Here is a 19,068-nt window from a genome sequence, read left to right as displayed (position 1 = left end):
GCCGGCCACCGGCATGGGGTCAGAGCCCGTAGAAGTGCTTCTCGAACACCTGGCGGGCATGGCGCATGGTGCGCTTGACGTGCTCCTCGACGTCGCCGGCGTGGTGCCCGGGTCCGGCGCACCAGCGGGCGAGCGCAGCCACGTCCCGGGTATGGGAGGGCAGCACGTCCGAGGCCTTGCCGGACCAGAGGTAGCCGGCTGCACGGATGCGGCTGCACAGCAGCCAGGCCTTCTCGAGGGCCTCGGCGTCCGCGGCCGGGAGCAGGTCCAGGGACACCAGCGCGCGCAGCGCCGGAAGGGTGGACGTGGTGCGCAGCGAGGAGTGTTCGCCGGCATGGCGCAGCTGCAGGGTCTGCACGAGCCACTCGACGTCCGAGAGGCCGCCGGGGCCGAGCTTCACATGGCGGGAGGGCTGCACACCGCGCGGCAGCCGCTCGGACTCCACGCGGGCCTTGATGCGGCGGATCTCCCGCAGCTCCCCGGCGGAGAGTCCGCCGCTGTAGCGGACGGAGTCCGCCCAGTCCCCGATCTCCTCGAGCAGCGAGGGCTCGCCGGCGAGCGGACGGGCACGCAGCAGCGCCTGGCGCTCCCACACCTCGGCCCAGCGCTGGTAGTACTCGCGGTATGAGTCCATCGAGCGCACGAGTGGTCCCTGACGTCCCTCCGGGCGCAGATCCGCGTCCACCACGAGGGCGGGTTCCCCCGGCAGGGCGGGCTTCGCCGGCTGCTTGAGCAGGGCGGTGAGCTGCTTGGCGATCGCCACGGCCTGGTGCTGGGCGGCCTCCGGGTCCGCGCCCTCGCGCGGGCGGTGGACGAACATGGCGTCCAGGTCCGAGCCGTAGGTGATCTCGCGGCCGCCCTGACGGCCCATCGCCACGACGGCGACGTCGGTGAGCAGCTCCTCCTCCTGCTCGACCGCGGCCAGGCACACGTGCAGGGCTCCGAGCACGGCCACGTGGTCCACGTCGGAGAGCGCCCTGACGGTCTGCTCGAGGTCGATGTGACCGGAGGCGTCGGCCAGGGCGACGCGGAGGATCTCGCGGCGGCGGGCGTGTCGCACATGGCGGACCACCTTGGCCGGCTCCTCGGACCGGTCTCGGCGGGACAGGACGGCGCGGGCCTGCTTCCACAGGGCCTCCGGCTCCATCGGCTCGAGCTGGCGGTCGTCGCCGAGCCAGGCGGTCGACTCCGGGGAGTGCTCCAGCAGGTCCCCGATGAACCGGGAGCTGGAGAGCACGCCGCACAGGCGCTGGGCGGCCGCGTTGGAATCGCGGAGCATGCGCAGGAACCAGGAGCTCGCCCCGAGGGACTCGGAGAGCCGACGGAAGGCGAGCAGACCGCCGTCCGGGTCCGGTCCGTCCGCGAACCAGCCGAGCATGACCGGCAGCAGCTGGCGCTGCATCGCGGCGCGGCGGGACACGCCCCGGGTGAGGGACTCGATGTGCCCCAGGGCTCCCTTCGGGTCGCGGTAGCCCAGGGCGGCCAGGCGCTCCTGGACCGCCTCGGCGGTGAGCTTGACCTCGTCGTCGGACAGGGCCGCCGTGGTGGACAGCAGCGGCCGGTAGAAGATCCGCTCGTGCAGCTGACGGACCTCACGGCGCACGGTGCGGAAGGCCTCGGAGAGCTCCTCGCCGCCGGCATGGCGCTGCTCGCCCTGCGCCTGCATGGAGCGGGCGACCACGCGCAGCGCCTCCTCCTTCGTGGGCATCAGATGCGTGCGCCGCAGGTGGACGAGCTGGATGCGGTGCTCGAGGGTGCGCAGCCAGCGGTAGCGGGCGGCGAACGCCTCGGCGTCACGGGTGGAGATGTAGGAGGCCTCGCACAGCCGGTCGATGGCCTCGAGGGTGGAGCGGACGCGCACGGTCTCGTCCGCACGCCCGTGGACGAGCTGCAGCAGCTGCGCCGTGAACTCCACGTCCCGCAGGCCGCCGCTGCCGAGCTTGATCTCCCGGTCCCGGTCCGCGTGGGCGATGGTGTCCATGACCCGGCCGCGCATCTTCTGCACGCTCTCCACGAAGCCCTCCTGGGCGGAGGACTTCCACACCAGCGGCCACATGCGGTCCATGTACTCCGCGCCGAGGGCGGTGGAGCCGGCGATCGGGCGGGCCTTGAGCAGCGCCTGGAACTCCCAGCCGTGGGCCCACCGCCGGTAGTACTGCGCGTGGGAGTCCACCGTGCGGGACAGCGCCCCGTCCCTGCCCTCGGGCCGCAGGTTGGCGTCCACCTCCCAGAGGTTCGGCTCGGGGGCGGCGCCGTAGACGACCTTGCCGATGCCGCCGGCCATCTCGGCAGCCACCACGGCGGCCGTCGTCTCGTCCTGGCCCTCGCCGGCGGCGTGGACGAACACCACGTCCACGTCGGAGATGTAGTTGAGCTCGCGGGCGCCGCACTTGCCCATGCCGATCACGGCGAGGTCGAGGGTCTCGGCGGCCTCGCCGTGACGTTCGACGGCGGCGGCCCGGGCCACGGCGAGCGCGGCGTCGATCGCGGCACCGGCCAGGTCGGCCAGCCAGGCGGAGACGGACGGTTCGATCAGGGTGGGGTCGGCCGAGCCGAGGTCCTGCAGGGCGATCGCGGTGATCTGCCGGCGGTAGGCCCGACGCAGGGCCACGGCGGCCTCCGCACCGGTCCGGCCGGCCACGGGTCGCTCGGCCTCCGGGTCTGCGCCGACCGACTCGAGCAGCAGGCGACGCAGGGCAGCGGACTCGTCCTGCCAGTCCCGGCCGGTCGCGGCCGGGTCGCGCTGGGTCAGGGCGGGAGCGGTGGCGGCGGCCCGCTCGGGATCGGAGACGAGGTCCAGGTGCTCCGGGCGCCGGATGAGGAACTCGCCGAGGGCCTCGGACGCGCCCAGCAGGCGGGCCAGCCGCGCTGCCTGCTCCTCGTCCGCCACGATCCCCTTCGCGTCGGGCTCACGCTCGATCAGGCGCAGCCAGAGCAGCAGCGCCTGTTCCGGGTCCGGGGCGTGGGACAGTGCGGCCACGAGGGCCTCGAGGTCCACGCCCTCGAATTCCCTCTGGCCCATGAGGGAACGGGCACGGTCCAGGTCCGTGAATCCGGCGGCCGTCAGGGCGCGGCGCTGGAGGGACTCGGCGTCGGCCCCGGGCAGCGAGGTCATCGGCGTCTCCCTCCGCTCAGAGGCCGCTGAGGTAGCGCTTGATCTCGTACTCGGTGACCTGGACCCGGTAGTCGTCCCACTCCTGGGCCTTGTTCCGCAGCAAGGTCTCGAAGACGTGCTCGCCGAGGACTTCGGCCACGAACTCGGAGTCCTCCATGATGCGCAGGGCGTCGTGCAGGGTGCCCGGCAGCGGCTGGTGGCCGAGGGCGCGACGTTCCATGGTGGTCAGCGCCGAGATGTCCTCGGCGGCGGCCTCGGGCAGCTCGTAGCCCTCCTCGATGCCCTTGAGGCCGGCGGCCAGCAGCAGGGCGTAGGCGAGGTAGGGGTTCACCCCGGCGTCCAGGCCGCGGTACTCGATGCGGGCAGAGCCCGCCTTGTCCGGCTTGTAGAGCGGCACGCGCACGAGGGCGGAGCGGTTGTTGTGGCCCCAGGACACGTAGGCGGGCGCCTCGCCGCCGCCCCACAGGCGCTTGTAGGAGTTCACGAACTGGTGGGTCACCGCGGTGATCTCCACCGAGTGGTGCAGCAGGCCGGCGATGAACTGCCGCGCCGTGGTGGAGAGCCGGTACTCGTCCGAGGGGTCGTAGAACGCGTTGGAGTCGCCCTCGAAGAGGGAGAAGTGGGTGTGCATGCCAGAGCCCGGGTGCTCGGAGAAGGGCTTGGGCATGAAGGTGGCGTAGTGGTCGTTGAGCGAGGCCACCTCCTTGATCACCGTGCGGAACGTCATGATGTTGTCCGCGGTGGTCAGTGCGTCGGCCGCGCGCAGGTCGATCTCGTTCTGTCCGGGGCCGCCCTCGTGATGGCTGAACTCCACGGAGATGCCCATGTCCTCCAGCAGCGTCACGGCGTGGCGGCGGAAGTCCTGGGCCACGCCGCCGGGGACGTGGTCGAAGTAGCCGGCGGAGTCCACCGGGACCGGCTTGCCGTCCGGTCCGGGCTGGGAGGACTGCAGCAGGTAGAACTCGATCTCCGGGTGCGTGTAGCAGCTGAAGCCCATGTCCGCGGCCCTGTTCAGGACGCGGCGCAGCACGTGGCGGGGATCGGCCGGGGAGGGCTCGCCCTCCGGGGTGAGCACGTCGCAGAACATGCGTGAGGTGCGCTCCTGCTCACCGCGCCACGGGAGGATCTGGAAGGTGGACGGATCCGGCTGCAGGAGCATGTCGGACTCGAAGATGCGGGTGTAGCCGTCGATCGAGGAGCCGTCGAAGCCCAGCCCCTCGGTGAACGCGCCCTCCACTTCGGCCGGGGCCAGCGCCACGGACTTGAGGGTGCCGATGACGTCGGTGAACCAGAGGCGGACGAAGCGCACGTCCCGGTCCTCGATGGTGCGGAGCACGAAATCCTGCTGTCGATCCATGCACGTCACTGTAGTCGGCGTGGTGCACGCCACTGCGTAGACTCGGGCACATGTCGACCCAGCATCCCCAGGCCGCCGACAGCGCGGTCGCACCCGCTTCCGCAGACACCGCCGACGAGACCGCTGTGTACGGGCCGCCCGCCCCGTCCCGCTACCGCACCGTGCACCTGCAGAGGGCCAAGGACGAGGGACGGCGGTTCGCGATGCTCACCGTCTACGACGCCATGACGGCCGCCCTGTTCGACGCCGCGGGCGTCGAGGCGCTGCTGGTCGGCGACTCGGTCGGCAACACCGTGCTGGGCCACTCCTCGACCCTGCCGGTCACCGTGGAGGACATGGTGACCTTCTCCGCCGCCGTCGTCCGCGGCGTACAGCGGGCCTTCGTGGTGGCGGACCTGCCCTTCGGCTCCTACGAGGAGTCCCCCGAGCAGGCCGTCCGCTCCGCCATGCGCCTGGTCAAGGAGGCCGGGGTGCACGCCGTGAAGATGGAGGGTGACGAACGCTTCGTCCCCCATGTGGAGGCCATGACCGCCGCCGGCATCGCCGTGGTGGCCCACATCGGGTTCACCCCGCAGTCCGAGCACGTGCTCGGCGGCTACCGGGTGCAGGGCCGCGGCGACGGCGCGGCCGACCGGATGATCGCCTCCGCCCGCGCCCTCGAGGCGGCCGGCGCGTTCTGCGTGCTCATGGAGATGGTCCCCGCCGAGGTCGCCCGTGCCGTGGACGAGGCCCTCACCGTCCCGACCATCGGCATCGGCGCCGGCGACAGCACCACCGGACAGGTCCTCGTCTGGCAGGACATGCTCGGCCTCTCCGACGGCAGGAAGCCCCGCTTCGTGAAGCAGTACGCGGACCTGCACTCCGTGATCACCGACGCCGTGGCCGCCTACCGCCGGGACGTGATCACCGGCGCCTTCCCGGCCCCGGAACACCAGTTCGAGTCCTGACGGCCTCCCGCTGCCGCGCGCCCGTCGCCGCAGGCGGCCGGGAGCACGACGGCGGGGCCCGAGGTCAGTCCGCGTCGTTGCCGGGACGGTTGTCCCACTTGCTGTCCTCGTCGTCCGCGGCGTCCGCGACCTCGTTGTTGGCCGCGACCTTCGCCATCGCCCCCTCGGCCTCCTCGCGGGAGCCGTAGGGGCCCAGCAGCTGCGACCAGTCCGACTGGGCGCCCTGCTCGACCTGGCCGGTGCGGGTGTTGTACCAGAACTCTTTCTCGCTCATGGGGGCGAGCGTAGCCCCCGAGTAGGCTGGACACCATGCCCGAATCGCGTCCTGCAGCACCGTCCAGCCACAACGGCCCCCGTCCGGAGGGCCCGCCCGCGCCCCAGGAGGGCTCGCGTGCCCCGATCGGCACCCTGACCCCGGGCGTCCTCTCCCCCGCCCCGTCCGTGCCCGCCTCGATCCCGCGCCCCGAGTACGTGGGCAAGAAGACCGCGGACGAGGGCAACGCCTCGGACGTCTACGACGCCGCCGGCATCGCCCGGATCCGCGAGGCCGGCCGCCTCGCCGCCGAGGCCATGGAGCACACCGCCGCCCACATCCGTCCCGGCGTCACCACGGACGAGCTCGACCGGATCGCCCACCAGTACCTCGTCGAGCGCGGCGCCTACCCGTCCTGCCTCGGCTACCGCGAGTTCCCGCGCTCGATCTGCACCTCCCTGAACGAGGTCATCTGCCACGGCATCCCGGACTCGACCGTCCTCGAGGACGGGGACATCCTCAACCTGGACATCACCGCCTACTACGACGGCGTCCACGGGGACCACAACCGCACCTTCCTGGTCGGCGACGTGGACGAGGAGTCCCGCCTGCTCGTCGAGCGCACCCACGAGGCCATGATGCGGGGCATCCGTGCCGTCAAGCCCGGCCGCCAGGTCAACATCATCGGCCGCGCCATCGAGTCCTACGCCAAGCGCTTCGGCTACGGCGTGGTCCGCGACTTCATCGGCCACGGCGTCGGCGTGGAATTCCACTCCGGCCTCGTGATCCCCCACTACGACACGGCCCCGCTGCACGACACCCTGCTCGTTCCCGGCATGGTCTTCACCATCGAGCCGATGATCACCCTCGGCACCCACGAGTGGGACATGTGGGACGACGGCTGGACCGTGGTCACCCGGGACCGGAAGCGCACGGCACAGTTCGAGCACACGATCGTGGTCACCGAGGACGGCGCGGAGATCCTCACCGCCGTCTGACACGTGTGAGTCGCGCCACGGGCGCCGGTGCGCGGACAGCCCTCGGGCCTGTCCGTAGACTGGCGCCCGTGAGCACTTCGAGCACCTCCAAGTACCCCACGGCCGTCGGCATCGATGTGGGCGGCACCGGCATCAAGGGCGGTCAGGTCCGCCTCGGCACCGGCAAGAAGGCCGGCACTCTGCGCGGCGACCGCTTCCGCATCCCGACCCCGCAGCCCGCCGTCCCGGACTCCGTCGCCCAGACCCTCGCGGCGATCGCCGAGGAGCTCGACGCCCGCCCGAAGGCCGCCCCGGCCGACGCGACCCTGGGCGTCTGCTTCCCCTCGATCGTCCGCGACGGCGTCTGCCTGTCCGCGAACAACATCGACACCTCCTGGATCGGCACCGACATCGCCGCCCTCTTCTCCGAGACCCTCAAGCGTCCGGTGCGTGTGCTCAACGACGCCGACGCCGCCGGCCTCGCCGAGGCCCGCTACGGCGCCGGCCGCGGTGCCCAGGGACTGGTCATGGTCATCACCCTCGGCACCGGCATCGGCGGCGCCATGATCCACGACGGCCGCCTCGTCCCGAACTTCGAGGTCGGCACCATGGAGCTGGACGGCGTCATGGCCGAGCAGCGCGCCTCCGCCAAGGCCCGCGAACGTGAGAACCTGTCCTGGCCCGAATACGCCGAGCGGCTGCAGCGCTTCTTCGGCCACCTCGAGCGGATCTTCTCCCCCGACCTGTTCATCGTCGGAGGCGGCATCTCCAAACGCCCGGACGACTACCTGCCGCTGCTGCGGCTGAACGCCCCCATCGTCCCCGCCCAGCTGGTGAACAACGCGGGCATCGTCGGCGCCGCCCTGGCCGCTCACGACGACCCGGCCGACGCGAACTGACGTCACAGGAGAGTCGACATGACACCCCGTCCCCGCACGGCCCTGTCCCGGCTCCTGCGCCGAACCGTGCCGACGCCCGTGACGTCGGCGCTCCGGCGCTACCGGGACACGTCCGCTGCGAACGCCCCGGCCTCCGCCGTCCGTGACTCCGGCCCGTCGGCCGACGAACGTCTGCGCCGTTACGAGGCCCGCACGAAGGAGCTGCTGGAACTGCTGACCGATGCACAGGCCCGTGCCGCGCAGCACGAGGGCACGCTGGCGGAGGCACAGGCGCAGCTGGCCGACGCCGTCGCGGAGCGCGACGCGGCCCGCAAGGAGGTGAGGCGGCTGCGCAACCACGTGGCGATCTGGCAGAGGCGCATCAAGTCCCCTTCGTTCCTGCGCCACCACCACGCCTGGGTCGACCTCGGCAAGCACTACCGTCAGGATCCCAGCCCTGCGAAGGAGCGCATCGGCGAGCTCAACCGCAAGCTGTGGGTCCATGCCTACGCGGCCAGCCACGGCGTCGCCCTGCCCACGATCTATGCACTGGCCGAGCGTCCCGAGGACGTCGACCTGTCTCGACTGCCGGACGAATTCGTCGTGAAGTCCGACGGCGGCACGGCCAGCAAGGCGGTCCTGCCGCTGCGCCGAGTGGGCGAGGACCGCTACGAGTGGATCAGCCATGACCCGCCCCGTACGCTCTCCACGACCGAGGTCGTCGAGCACTTCCAGGCCGCACGTGCCGCCGGTGCCTCCTACGGCCCCGTCTTCGCCGAGCAGCTGCTCCGCCCGCTGCACGGCGAGGGCCTGCCCGACGACGTGAAGATCTACGTCGCCTACGGCAAGGTCCTGCACGTCCTCCTGCGCCGACCGCAGATCATCGACGGCCGCCCGGTCACCACCACGCGCTATGTGGACGACAAGGGCGTCAGCCTCGGCAAGGTGGCGCTGTGGGGCCAGCACTCCGAGGACATCCCGGTCCCCGAGCAGCTCGACCAGATGCTGGCCGTCGCCGTGCGGCTCTCCCTGTCCCTGCCGATGCCGCTGTGCCGCGTCGACATGTACGAGACGCCCGACGGACCGGTGCTCGGCGAGATCACCCGCACTCCCGGCGCACCGCACTTCTACCGTGAAGACCACGACCTGTTCCTCGGCACCGAGTGGACCAAGGCGGAGGCGCGCCTGTTCGAGGACATGCACCAGGGGCGCTCGGGTCGTCCCCTGTGGGGACCGCACGCGGACCTGTCGATGATCGACGACATCCCCGGGTTCGACGCACCCCAGGCCTGACCCGACCCCCAGACGAGGCGAGGTCCCGACGGACGGCGAGCGGCCGTCGTCGGGACCTCGATGCCTCTGCACGCGCGGGGCCGACGGACCCGGAATGCACCGAGGGCGGTTCCGGCTTCCCCTCCGGAACCGCCCTCGGCAGACTCGTGGTCCCGGCACTGCCGGAACCGGGCACCACTCTACCGGGTGAACAGTCGTGGTTGTAAAGCCGGGGAACGTCGTTCGTCCCCCATCTCCCGCAGGTCCGCGATCGCGGTCTCGAAGTCCTGCAGCGACTCGAAGTCCTGGTAGACGGACGCGAACCGCAGATACGCCACCTTGTCCAGCCGGCGCAGCGGGTCCAGGATCGCCAGGCCGACGTCATGCGCGTCCACCTCCGCATGGCCGGTGGCGCGGATCGACTCCTCGACCTCCTGTGCCAGCATCGCCAGGTCGTCCGCGCTCACGGGGCGACCCTGGCAGGCCTTGCGCACACCGTTGATCACCTTCGAGCGGTCGAAGGGCTCGGCCACGCCGGAGCGCTTCACCACGGTCAGCGACGTGGTCTCCATGGTGGTGAACCGCTTGCCGCAGTCCTGGCACTGGCGGCGCCGGCGGATCGCCGAGCCGTCGTCCAACGAGCGCGAGTCCACCACACGGGAGGCCTCATGCCGGCAGTACGGACAGTGCACGTCTGCTCCTTCCGATCACGCGGGGGCGTCTGTGGTGAGCGTACCGCGCGCTCAGCCCAGGCAGTGGGAGCCGAGCAGCACCTTGAGGTCGCCGAACAGCGCCGGGTTCGGGTTCACCCGGAACTGCGGGCCCAGCTGGTAGACCTCCGTGGACCGCTGGCCGGACAGGTGCAGGCGCACCTCGGTGGAGCCGTCGTGGTTGCGGAGGGTGTCCGCGAGCTGGCCCATCAGGTCCTCCGTGGCACGGAACGCCGGGATGGTGATGGTCACCGGCCCGCCGTCCGTGTCCTTCAGCTCCGGGATGGTCAGCTCCTGGGCGGAGAGGACCACGGAGCCGTCGTCCCGGCGCTGCACGCGGCCCTTGACCGCCACCACCAGGTCCTCCGCCAGCATCATCGCGATCGGGGCGTAGACCTGGCCGAAGAACATCACGTCCATCGAGCCGCCGAGGTCCTCGATCTCGCACCGGGCATAGGCGTTGCCGGAGGACTTCGCGATGCGCCGCTCGAGCGTCGTGATCAGGCCCGCGATCGTCACGGACTGGCCGTCGGCCGGACCGTCGTCGTCCAGCACGCGGGTGATCTGCGTGTCCGCGAACTGGTTGAGGACGCCGTCCAACCCCTGCAGCGGATGGTCCGACACGTAGAGGCCGAGCATCTCGCGTTCGAAGGTGAGCTTGTCCTTCTTCGGCCACTCCGGCAGGTCCGGGACCACCACGGAGTCGGACTTCTCCTCCTGCGTGTCCTGCCCGCCGCCGAGCGCGAAGATGTCGAACGTGAACTCGCCGTGGTCCTCCTTGCGCTTCTGCTGCACGGTGGCGTCCACGGCCTCTTCGTGGACGGCGAGCAGCGCGCGGCGGGCGTAGCCGAGGGAGTCGAAGGCGCCGGCCTTGATCATGGACTCGATGGTCCGCTTGTTGCAGACCACCAGCGGCACCTTCGCCAGGAAGTCGCCGAAGGACGTGTAGTTGCCCTTCTCCTCACGGCTCTGGACCATGCCGCGCACGACGTTCGCACCGACGTTGCGGACCGCGCCCATGCCGAAGCGGATGTCGTTGCCGACCGGGGTGAAGTTCTGGAAGGACTCGTTGACGTCCGGCGGCAGCACCGTGATGCCCATGTGGCGGCACTCGTTGAGGTACATCGCCAGCTTGTCCTTGTCATCCCCCACCGAGGTGAGCAGCGCGGCCATGTACTCCGCCGGATAGTGGGCCTTCAGGTACGCGGTCCAGTAGGACACCAGCCCGTACGCGGCCGAATGCGCCTTGTTGAACGCGTAGTCCGAGAACGGCAGCAGGATGTCCCACAGCGCCTTGACGGCGGCCTCCGAGAAGCCGCGGTCGATCATGCCGCCGTGGAAGGCCTCGTACTGCTTGTCCAGCTCGGCCTTCTTCTTCTTGCCCATCGCACGGCGGAGGATGTCCGCCTGTCCGAGCGAGTAGCCGGCGACCTTCTGCGCGATCGCCATGACCTGCTCCTGGTACACGATCAGGCCGTAGGTCGTGTCCAGGATGTCCTTGAGCGGCTCCTCCAGCTCCGGGTGGATCGGGGTGATCTCCTGGAGCCCGTTCTTGCGCAGCGCGTAGTTGGTGTGCGAGTTCGCTCCCATCGGGCCCGGACGGTACAGCGCGATGGTCGCCGAGATGTCCTCGAAGTTGTCCGGCCGCATCATCTTCAGCAGCGAGCGCATGGGCCCGCCGTCGAGCTGGAACACGCCGAGGGTGTCGCCGCGGGCGAGCAGCTCGTAGGACGCCCGGTCGTCCACGTCGAGGGTCTCCAGGTCCAGGTCCACGCCCTGGTTGGCCTTCACGTTCTCGATCGCGTCCGAGATGATCGTGAGGTTGCGCAGGCCCAGGAAGTCCATCTTGATCAGTCCGAGCCCCTCCGCGGTGGGATAGTCGAACTGGGTGATGACCTGGCCGTCCTGCAGCCGGCGCATGATCGGGATGACGTCGATCACCGGGTGCGAGGACATGATGACGCCCGCGGCGTGCACGCCCCACTGCCGCTTCAGGCCCTCCAGGCCCTTCGCCGTCTCGAAGACCTCCTTGGCCACCGGGTCCGTGGCGATCAGCTCGCGGAAGTCACCGGCCTCCGCGTAGCGCTTGGCCTCCGGGTCCTCGATGTCCTTCAGCGGGATGTCCTTGGCCATCACCGCCGGCGGCAGCGCCTTGGTGAGGGCCTCGCCCATGGAGAACGGCTGGTCCATCACGCGGGCGGAGTCCTTGAGCGCCTGCTTCGTCTTGATGGTGCCGTAGGTGACGATCATGGTGACGCGCTCGTCCCCGTACTTGCGGGTGACGTAGTCGATCACCTCGGAGCGGCGGCGATCGTCGAAGTCGACGTCGAAGTCCGGCATGGACACACGGTCCGGGTTGAGGAAGCGCTCGAAGATCAGACCGTGCTTGAGCGGGTCCAGGTCCGTGATGCGCAGCGCGTACGCGACCATCGAGCCCGCGCCGGAGCCGCGGCCGGGGCCCACGCGGATGCCGTGGTCCTTGGCCCAGTTGATGAAGTCCGCCACCACCAGGAAGTAGCCGGGGAAGCCCATCGAGATGATGACGTCCAGCTCGTAGTCCGCCTGCTTGCGGACGTGGTCCGGCACGCCGTCCGGGTAGCGGTAGTCGAGGCCGGCGGCGACCTCCTTGATCAGCCAGCTGGTCTCGTCCTCCCCGTCCGGGGTGGGGAACAGCGGCATGTAGTTCGCGTCCGTGTCGAAGGAGACCTCGCACCGCTCGGCGATCACCAGGGTGTTGTCGCAGGCCTCCGGAAGCTCCTTGAACAGGTCCCGCATCTGCCGCGGGGACTTCAGGTAGTACTCGGTGCCGGAGAACGCGAAGCGGGAGCCGCCCTGGTCATAGGTCGGCTCGTTGAGCTTGGAGCCGGACTGGATGGCCAGCAGCGCCTCATGGGCCTTCGAGTCGTGCTCGTGGGTGTAGTGCAGGTCGTTCGTGGCCACGAACGGAAGGTCCAGCTCCTTGGCGAGCCGGCGCAGGTCCGTCATGACGCGGCGCTCGATGTCGAGGCCGTGGTGCATGACCTCGCAGTAGAAGTTGTCCTTGCCGAAGATGTCCCGGAAGTCCGAGGCTGCCTGCAGCGCCTCACGGTACTGCCCCAGGCGCAGGCGGGTCTGCACCTCGCCCGAGGGGCAGCCGGTGGTGGCGATGATGCCCTTGGAGTACTGGCTGAGCAGCTCCCGGTCGATGCGCGGCCACTTCGCGTACACGGAGTCCAGCGAGGCGATCGAGCCCATCTTGAACAGGTTGTGCATGCCCGTGTTGTCCTCGGACAGCAGGGTCATGTGCGTGTACGCGCCGCCGCCGGAGACGTCGTCCCCGCGCTGGTGGGGCTCACCCCAGCGGGTCTTCTCCTTGTCCGTGCGGTGCTGGTTCCCCGGTGTCAGGTAGGCCTCGAGGCCGATGATCGGCTTCACACCGGCCTGCTTGGCCTTGTTCCAGAAGTCGAAGGCGCCGAAGAGGTACCCGTGGTCCGTGATCGCCAGTGAGTCCATGCCCAGGCGGTTGGCCTCGGCGAAGAGCTCGTCGAGCTTCGCGGCGCCGTCCAGCATCGAGTACTCGGTGTGGGTGTGCAGGTGGACGAAGCCACCGTCCTTCGTGGCCTCTGCGGCGGTCTCGGCGGTCGCGGACATCGGTGCGCACTTCCTCCTGGGCACGGGGCGCACCGGAGGGGACCGGGGCGCCGGGGTGGTTCGGCCGACGGGTCGGACGGTGTCCGGGCGACGGCGAGGGCTGGGCGGCGAGGCTCCAGCCTACTGCGCTCAGGCCTCCCCGCGCAGGGCGGCCAGGGCGTGGTCGAGGTCGTCCGGGTACGGCGAGACGATCGTCACGGACTCCCCCGTGACCGGATGCGGCAGCTCGAGCCGATGGGCGTGCAGCCACTGCCGCGTCAGCCCCAGCTCGGCGGCGAGCTTCGGGTTCGCCCCGTAGGTCAGGTCACCCACGCACGGATGCCGCAGCGCGGAGAAGTGCACGCGGATCTGGTGGGTGCGTCCGGTCTCCAGGTGCACCTGGACGAGGGTGGCCGGACCGAAGGCCTCGAGCGTCTCGTAGTGGGTCACCGAGGCCCGGCCCCCGTCGATCACGGTGAACTTCCACTCGTGGCCGGGGTGCCGGCCGATCGGCGCGTCGATCGTCCCGGACAGCGGCTCCGGCAGGCCCTGCACGACGGCGTGGTACACCTTGGTCGGCACCCGGTCGCGGAACTGGTCCTTGAGCGCCGTGTACGCCTGCTCCGTCTTCGCCACCACCATCACGCCGGTGGTGCCGACGTCGAGCCGGTGCACGATGCCCTGGCGTTCCGGGGCTCCCGAGGTCGAGATCCGGTAGCCCAGCGCGGCCAGGCCGCCGACCACCGTGGGCCCGACCCAGCCGGGCGAGGGGTGGGCGGCCACGCCCGTGGGCTTGTCCACCGCCACCATGTGCTCGTCCTCGAACAGGATGCGCATCTCGTCCACGGGTTCGATCCTCACTTCCAGCGGGTCGCCGTCGTCCGGCACGTCCACCACGAGCCGTTCCCCCGGCACGGCCTTCGCGGACTTGCTCAGGGTGCGGTCGCGTCGGCCGTTGCGGGTCTCGGCGCGGACCAGCCCGCGGGAGAACCAGTCGGCCAGCTGTGAGCGGGAGACCCCGAAGGCCTCCGAGAGCACGACGTCGGCCCGTCGCCCCGCGTGCTCGTCCGTCACCTCGAGCGTCTCCGTGCATCCCGGGTGCATGCCCATGCTCAGCTCCGCCGCCCGTCGTCGTGGGCACCGTCCACCCGACGGCCCAGGAAGACCAGGAGGCACACGGCGACCATGGCGCAGCAGATGAACGAGTCCGCGACGTTGAAGACGGCGAAGTTCGGCACCCAGATCATGTCCACCACATGGCCCTGGCCGAACGACGGCGGCCGGAACAGGCGGTCGGTGAGGTTCCCGAGGACTCCGCCGGCCAGGCCGCCGAGCGCCAGGGCCCAGGGCAGGGAGCGCACGCGCAGGATCAGCACCAGCGCGACCACGGCGACGACCGACTGGATCACGGTGAAGACCCAGGTCATCTCCTCGCCGATCGAGAAGGCGGCGCCCGGGTTCAGGATGTAGTGCCAGTGCAGCAGGCCCGGGATCACGTCGATGGTCTGGCCGAGCGTCATGGACTGCTCGACCCAGTACTTGGTGCCCTGGTCCAGCAGGTAGGCGACAACGAGCACCGCCGCCGCGAGGAGCGTGCGGCGGCGGGGGCGGACGACGGCCGTGGAGGTCACCGCTCAGCCTGCTCGACGGCGCGGCCCCGCGTGAGTGGGGTCCGACGGAACCGCTCGGTGACGAGGTCCTCCCTCAACAGCGACATCGGGACACTCCTCCAGGGTCGGGGGCAGACCCCGGCGCTGGGGTCCGAAGGCGGCGGACATGGCGGCCCGGTGCGGTCCGCAGCCGCGGTCCGGAGGCCTCCGTCAGGCTATCACCGGGGCTGACACGGACACCGCCGGAGACGGCGGGTCAGACCAGGGCGCGGACGAGAAGCTTCAGGATCACCACGGCGATGAACAGGACGAGGAACGCCAAGTCCAGCTGGACGCCGCCGAGGTTCAGCGGCGGCAGCTTCTGCCGGATCGCACGCAGCGGGCGGTCGGTGACACCGTAGATCGCGCTCGCCACCACCAGCACGATCCCCGAGGGACGCCAGTGCGGGACGAACGACGTCACGACGTCGAAGACGATCCGGACGATCAGCACGGCCTGGAAGACCGTGAGCAGGATGTACAGGCAGGCGAGCAGCAGCGCCATCGCGAGCGATCAGTCCTCGGTGAACAGGGCGGCGTGCTCGCCGCCGTCCTGGTTCTCGTCTCCCATGACCTCGACGGTCGACGGGGTCAGCAGGAAGACCTTGTTGGTGATGCGGGAGATCGAGCCGTGCAGGCCGAAGACGAGGCCGGCGGAGAAGTCCACGAGGCGCTTGGCCTCGTTGTCCCCCAGCTCGGTCACGTTCATGATCACCGGCATGCCGGAGCGGAACGCCTCGCCGATCGACTTGGCGTCGTTGTAGGACCGCGGGTGCACGGTGGTCAGGGTTCGCACGGGGGCTCCTTCGCTGGCCGACGCGGCGGCACGCTTGATCGGGGTGACGGGGGCACGGTACTCCTGCTCGGAGCTCTCCGCGCGGGACGGGCGCGAGGTCTGGTCCGAGGCGGCCGGACGGGAGCCCTCGGCGCGGGCGGGGCGCTGCTCGCGCTCGGCCGGGGCCGCAGCGGCGGAGGCCGGCTCTGCGGCGGCACGCTGCTCGTGCTCGGCCGGGCTGGAGGCCGCCGCGGCCGGACGGTCCTCGGCGGCGGCCGGCCGGCGCTCACGGGATTCCTGGCGCGGGATCTCGTCGTAGTCCTCACCGTCGGCCAGGCCGAGGTAGATCATCGTCTTCTTCAGGGCACCGGACATGCGTCAGTTCCTTCGGGGAGGGGCGGCTCGCAGCGGAGAGGGGCCGCGCCGCCGTGGCCATTCGGTCGGTGACGTCGAGGTCCGACACCCGGGATCCGGGGTCGGCGCGGTCGACGCGCTGTCACAGCAACGCTATCCCAGGTGCGCACGGCGTCCGAGGATGTCCGAGCCGATGCGCAGGTGTGTCGCCCCGGCGGCGACCGCCTCCTCGAGGTCGGCGGTCATGCCCATGGAGAGCCGGTCCGCCTCGGGGTGCCCGTCGCGCAGCCGTGCGGACAGGTCTGCCGCGCGTGCGAACGACTCCGCCGGGTCGATCCCGCGCGGGGCGACGCACATCAGGCCGCGCAGGCGCAGCCGCGGCGCGGCGGCGATGCGGGCCGCCAGCGCGGGGACGTCCTCGGGTGCCGCCCCGCCGCGGCCGCCGATGCCGTCGGTCGGACGGTCCTCGGGCTCACGCGGGTCCACGTCCACCTGGATGAGGCAGTCGAGGTCCTCGCGGGCAGGCACCTCGCCCGACGCCGCACGCTCGGCGCGCACCTGCATCGCCCGGGCGAGGGCGTCGACGAGGGACTCGCGGTCCACCGAGTGCACGGCCGCGGCGTAGCGGATGACGTGCTTGGCCTTGTTGGACTGGAGCTGACCGATGAAGTGCCAGGCCGGCGCGGTGACCGAGGCCTCCGCGCAGAGCCCGGCGGTCGCCTCGGCCTTGGGGCGGGCCTCCTGGTCCCGGTTCTCCCCCACGTCCGTGACGCCCAGGCGGGCGAGGGAGAGGACGTCCTCGGCCGGATGCGTCTTGGTCACCACGATCAGACGGGGCCGGTCCGTACGGCCTGCGGCGGCGCACGCCGCCTCGATCCGACCATGGACGTGCTCCAGGCCGGCCGCGATCTCTGCGGAGCGGTCGGCGGCGGGGTGCTGCTCGGTCACGGGGTCCTCCAGACGAGTCCGGCGAAGCGGCCGCGCCCGGGGGCGCGACGATGGGAGAAGAGGCGTTCGTCCTCCACGGTGCACAGCTGCACGCGGTGCACGTCCACGCCGCGGGCGGCCAGCACGGCCTCAGCACCGGCGGGCAGGTCCAGGGAGGGCGTTCCCCAGGATGTGGTGGCGGAGGCCACCGGGAGCACCGTCGCGGACTCCGCCCGCATCTGCTCCGGCACCTCATAGCAGGCGCCGCAGACGCCCGGGCCGATCCAGGCGCGCACCGGCTCGCCCGCACCCGCGTCGGCCGGGCGCAGCGCCGCCAGCCGGTCGAGGGTGTTCTGCAGGACGCCGTCCAGAAGACCTCGCCGTCCTGCGTGGGCGACGGCCGTGGCCCCGGTGACGGGGTCGACGAACACCACGGGGAGGCAGTCGGCCACCATGATCGCCAGGGCCTGGGAGCCGCCGGCGGAGACGATGGCGTCGCCGACCCGGACGGGGCCGTCGCCCCAGCCTGCGCCGTCGGCGTCCACGACGTCGGCCGAGTGGATCTGGTCCACGAAGGCCGTCGACCCGGCGTCCACGCCCATCCGCTCCTCGAGTCGGGTGCGGGCCGCCGCGACGCCCTGGCGGGCCCGCTCGCGCTGGTGGCCGGAGCCGTCCGGAAGGACGTGGAAGGCCAGGTTGCCGGCCTGCACCGAGGTGAAGGCCACGTGGACCGCGCGTCCGCCGGCGTCGGTCACCTCATGGAACACGAACGGGTCGGAGGACGCGGCGGCGTCCCCCGACCCGGGCGAGTGGTCGAGCACGTGTCAGATCACTTCAGGAAGTCCGGCACGTCCAGGTCCGAGCCGCCGGAGCCGAGGTCCGGCTCCACGACGGTCGGCAGGTCCTCCTGCGCACGGCGCGGGGCCTGCTGCTGCGACTGCCGGCCGCCGTCCTGCTGACCGTGGGACGGGGCCTGGCCGCCGAACTGCGACGTACCCGCGACGCCGCCCTGCGAGCCCTGGTTCAGGGGCATGGTGCCCGGCACGGACGGGCGGGACTGCTGCTCGGACTGCTGGCCGCCCTGGCCGCCCTGCTGGCCTCCGGACTGCGCGGAGCCCTGCTGGCCGGCAGCGGACTGGCCCGGAACGGGCTGCTGACCGGAGCCGTAGGAGGTGGGGGCGGAGGTGACGTCCACCTTGTCGAAGCCCGCGGCGATGACGGTGACGCGCACCTCGTCGCCCAGGGCGTCGTCGATGACGGTGCCGAAGATGATCTTGGCCTCCGGGTGCGCGACCTCCTGGACGAGGCGGGCGGCCTCGTTGATCTCGAACAGGCCCAGGTCCGAACCGCCCTGGATGGAGAGCAGCACGCCGTGGGCACCGTCGATGGAGGCCTCCAGCAGCGGGGAGGCGATGGCCAGCTCGGCGGCCTTGACGGCGCGGTCCTCGCCCTGGGCGTGGCCGATGCCCATGAGCGCGGACCCGGCACCCTGCATCACGGACTTCACGTCGGCGAAGTCCAGGTTGATCAGGCCCGGGGTGGTGATCAGGTCGGTGATGCCCTGCACGCCGGACAGGAGCACCTGGTCGGCCTGGCGGAAGGCGTCCATGACGGAGACGTTGCGGTCCGAGATGGAGAGCAGGCGGTCGTTCGGGATGACGATGAGGGTGTCGACCTCGTCGCGCAGGGCGTCGATGCCGTTCTCGGCGGAGTCGGCGCGGCGACGGCCCTCGAAGGTGAACGGGCGGGTGACGACGCCGATGGTCAGGGCGCCCAGGGAACGGGCGATGCGGGCCACGACCGGGGCGCCGCCGGTGCCGGTGCCGCCGCCCTCGCCGGCGGTCACGAAGACCATGTCCGCACCGCGGAGGACCTCCTCGATCTCCTCGGCGTGGTCCTCGGCGGCCTGACGGCCGACCTCGGGGTTCGCGCCGGCGCCGAGGCCGCGCGTGAGCTCGCGGCCCACGTCGAGCTTGACGTCGGCGTCCGACATCAGCAGAGCCTGCGCGTCAGTGTTGATCGCGATGAATTCGACGCCGCGCAGGCCGACCTCGATCATGCGGTTGACGGCGTTCACGCCGCCGCCGCCGATGCCGACGACCTTGATGACGGCCAGGTAGTTCTGGGGTGCAGCCACGGTGTTCAGTTCCCTTGTCTTCAGTCTCGATGTGAGCCGGTGCCGACGCGGGGCCATGGGCGACCGAGTCGGGCGGATGCCGCCGCGCCGCCCTCCCATCCCCGGACC

General features: G+C 71.2%; 16 protein-coding genes. 4 read left to right on the top strand and 12 right to left on the bottom strand.

What is annotated here, in order from left to right; all coding sequences use genetic code 11:
- Positions 1-19: 19 nt before the first annotated feature.
- Positions 20-3,115 carry a bifunctional [glutamine synthetase] adenylyltransferase/[glutamine synthetase]-adenylyl-L-tyrosine phosphorylase gene (locus HMPREF2863_RS07775; protein WP_070639249.1) on the bottom strand — a complete coding sequence of 1,032 codons (3,096 nt, stop codon included), beginning with the start codon at positions 3,113-3,115 and terminating at the stop codon, positions 20-22.
- A 16-nt stretch (positions 3,116-3,131) separates the two neighbouring features.
- Positions 3,132-4,472: a type I glutamate--ammonia ligase gene (gene glnA, locus HMPREF2863_RS07770; RefSeq protein ID WP_067188652.1), complete on the bottom strand. Its 1,341-nt coding sequence runs from the start codon at positions 4,470-4,472 to the stop codon at positions 3,132-3,134.
- A gap of 50 nt (positions 4,473-4,522) precedes the next feature.
- Here glnA and panB point away from each other — a divergent pair, with 50 nt between their 5' ends.
- Positions 4,523-5,419 (top strand): 3-methyl-2-oxobutanoate hydroxymethyltransferase, encoded by an 897-nt coding sequence (gene panB, locus HMPREF2863_RS07765; RefSeq protein WP_082739509.1) that lies wholly within the window; start codon positions 4,523-4,525, stop codon positions 5,417-5,419.
- 64 nt (positions 5,420-5,483) lie between these two features.
- On the opposite strand, the gene HMPREF2863_RS07760 is transcribed toward panB, so the two are convergent.
- Positions 5,484-5,693, bottom strand: a complete 210-nt coding sequence (locus tag HMPREF2863_RS07760; protein WP_070639247.1) for a hypothetical protein — start codon at positions 5,691-5,693, stop codon at positions 5,484-5,486.
- 35 nt (positions 5,694-5,728) lie between these two features.
- Between HMPREF2863_RS07760 and map the strand changes: the two genes are divergently transcribed.
- The 3 genes from map to HMPREF2863_RS07745 all read left to right on the top strand — a co-directional run bounded on the left by map (position 5,729) and on the right by HMPREF2863_RS07745 (position 8,820).
- Positions 5,729-6,670 carry a type I methionyl aminopeptidase gene (map, locus tag HMPREF2863_RS07755; protein ID WP_082739510.1) on the top strand — a complete coding sequence of 314 codons (942 nt, stop codon included), beginning with the start codon at positions 5,729-5,731 and terminating at the stop codon, positions 6,668-6,670.
- 68 nt (positions 6,671-6,738) lie between these two features.
- Positions 6,739-7,548: a polyphosphate--glucose phosphotransferase gene (gene ppgK / locus HMPREF2863_RS07750; RefSeq protein WP_067188656.1), complete on the top strand. Its 810-nt coding sequence runs from the start codon at positions 6,739-6,741 to the stop codon at positions 7,546-7,548.
- A gap of 18 nt (positions 7,549-7,566) precedes the next feature.
- Positions 7,567-8,820 (top strand): ATP-grasp fold amidoligase family protein, encoded by a 1,254-nt coding sequence (locus HMPREF2863_RS07745; protein ID WP_067188658.1) that lies wholly within the window; start codon positions 7,567-7,569, stop codon positions 8,818-8,820.
- A gap of 179 nt (positions 8,821-8,999) precedes the next feature.
- Here HMPREF2863_RS07745 and nrdR read toward each other — a convergent pair whose 3' ends face one another.
- The 9 genes from nrdR to ftsZ form a co-directional block, all read right to left on the bottom strand.
- Positions 9,000-9,491, bottom strand: a complete 492-nt coding sequence (nrdR, locus tag HMPREF2863_RS07740; protein ID WP_067188660.1) for a transcriptional regulator NrdR — start codon at positions 9,489-9,491, stop codon at positions 9,000-9,002.
- A 51-nt stretch (positions 9,492-9,542) separates the two neighbouring features.
- Positions 9,543-13,139 carry a DNA polymerase III subunit alpha gene (gene dnaE, locus HMPREF2863_RS07735; RefSeq protein WP_070639246.1) on the bottom strand — a complete coding sequence of 1,199 codons (3,597 nt, stop codon included), beginning with the start codon at positions 13,137-13,139 and terminating at the stop codon, positions 9,543-9,545.
- 129 nt (positions 13,140-13,268) lie between these two features.
- The gene (locus HMPREF2863_RS07730) at positions 13,269-14,228 is read right to left on the bottom strand and encodes an RluA family pseudouridine synthase (RefSeq protein ID WP_067188664.1); all 960 of its coding nucleotides are present in this window, start codon (positions 14,226-14,228) and stop codon (positions 13,269-13,271) included.
- Between the two features lie 2 nt (positions 14,229-14,230).
- Positions 14,231-14,749, bottom strand: coding sequence for a signal peptidase II (gene lspA / locus HMPREF2863_RS07725; RefSeq protein ID WP_070639244.1), 519 nt, complete (start codon positions 14,747-14,749; stop codon positions 14,231-14,233).
- Between the two features lie 235 nt (positions 14,750-14,984).
- Complete coding sequence (locus tag HMPREF2863_RS07720; protein WP_067188667.1) at positions 14,985-15,272, bottom strand: YggT family protein; 288 nt, start codon at positions 15,270-15,272, stop codon at positions 14,985-14,987.
- Between the two features lie 9 nt (positions 15,273-15,281).
- Positions 15,282-15,917, bottom strand: a complete 636-nt coding sequence (locus tag HMPREF2863_RS07715; RefSeq protein WP_070639243.1) for a cell division protein SepF — start codon at positions 15,915-15,917, stop codon at positions 15,282-15,284.
- Between the two features lie 132 nt (positions 15,918-16,049).
- On the bottom strand, positions 16,050-16,844 hold the full coding sequence (locus HMPREF2863_RS07710) for a YggS family pyridoxal phosphate-dependent enzyme (protein ID WP_067188671.1): 795 nt from the start codon (positions 16,842-16,844) through the stop codon (positions 16,050-16,052).
- Positions 16,841-17,644: a purine nucleoside phosphorylase YfiH/LACC1 family protein gene (locus tag HMPREF2863_RS07705; protein ID WP_083315309.1), complete on the bottom strand. Its 804-nt coding sequence runs from the start codon at positions 17,642-17,644 to the stop codon at positions 16,841-16,843. The genes HMPREF2863_RS07710 and HMPREF2863_RS07705 overlap by 4 nt, the downstream gene beginning before the upstream one ends.
- An 8-nt stretch (positions 17,645-17,652) precedes the next feature.
- Positions 17,653-18,960, bottom strand: a complete 1,308-nt coding sequence (gene ftsZ, locus HMPREF2863_RS07700; protein WP_070639241.1) for a cell division protein FtsZ — start codon at positions 18,958-18,960, stop codon at positions 17,653-17,655.
- Positions 18,961-19,068 lie beyond the last annotated feature (108 nt).

This window comes from Micrococcus sp. HMSC067E09, assembly GCF_001812555.1.
GTDB classification, from domain to species: domain Bacteria; phylum Actinomycetota; class Actinomycetes; order Actinomycetales; family Micrococcaceae; genus Micrococcus; species Micrococcus lylae.
This window is presented reverse-complemented; position numbering and strand designations above follow the sequence as displayed.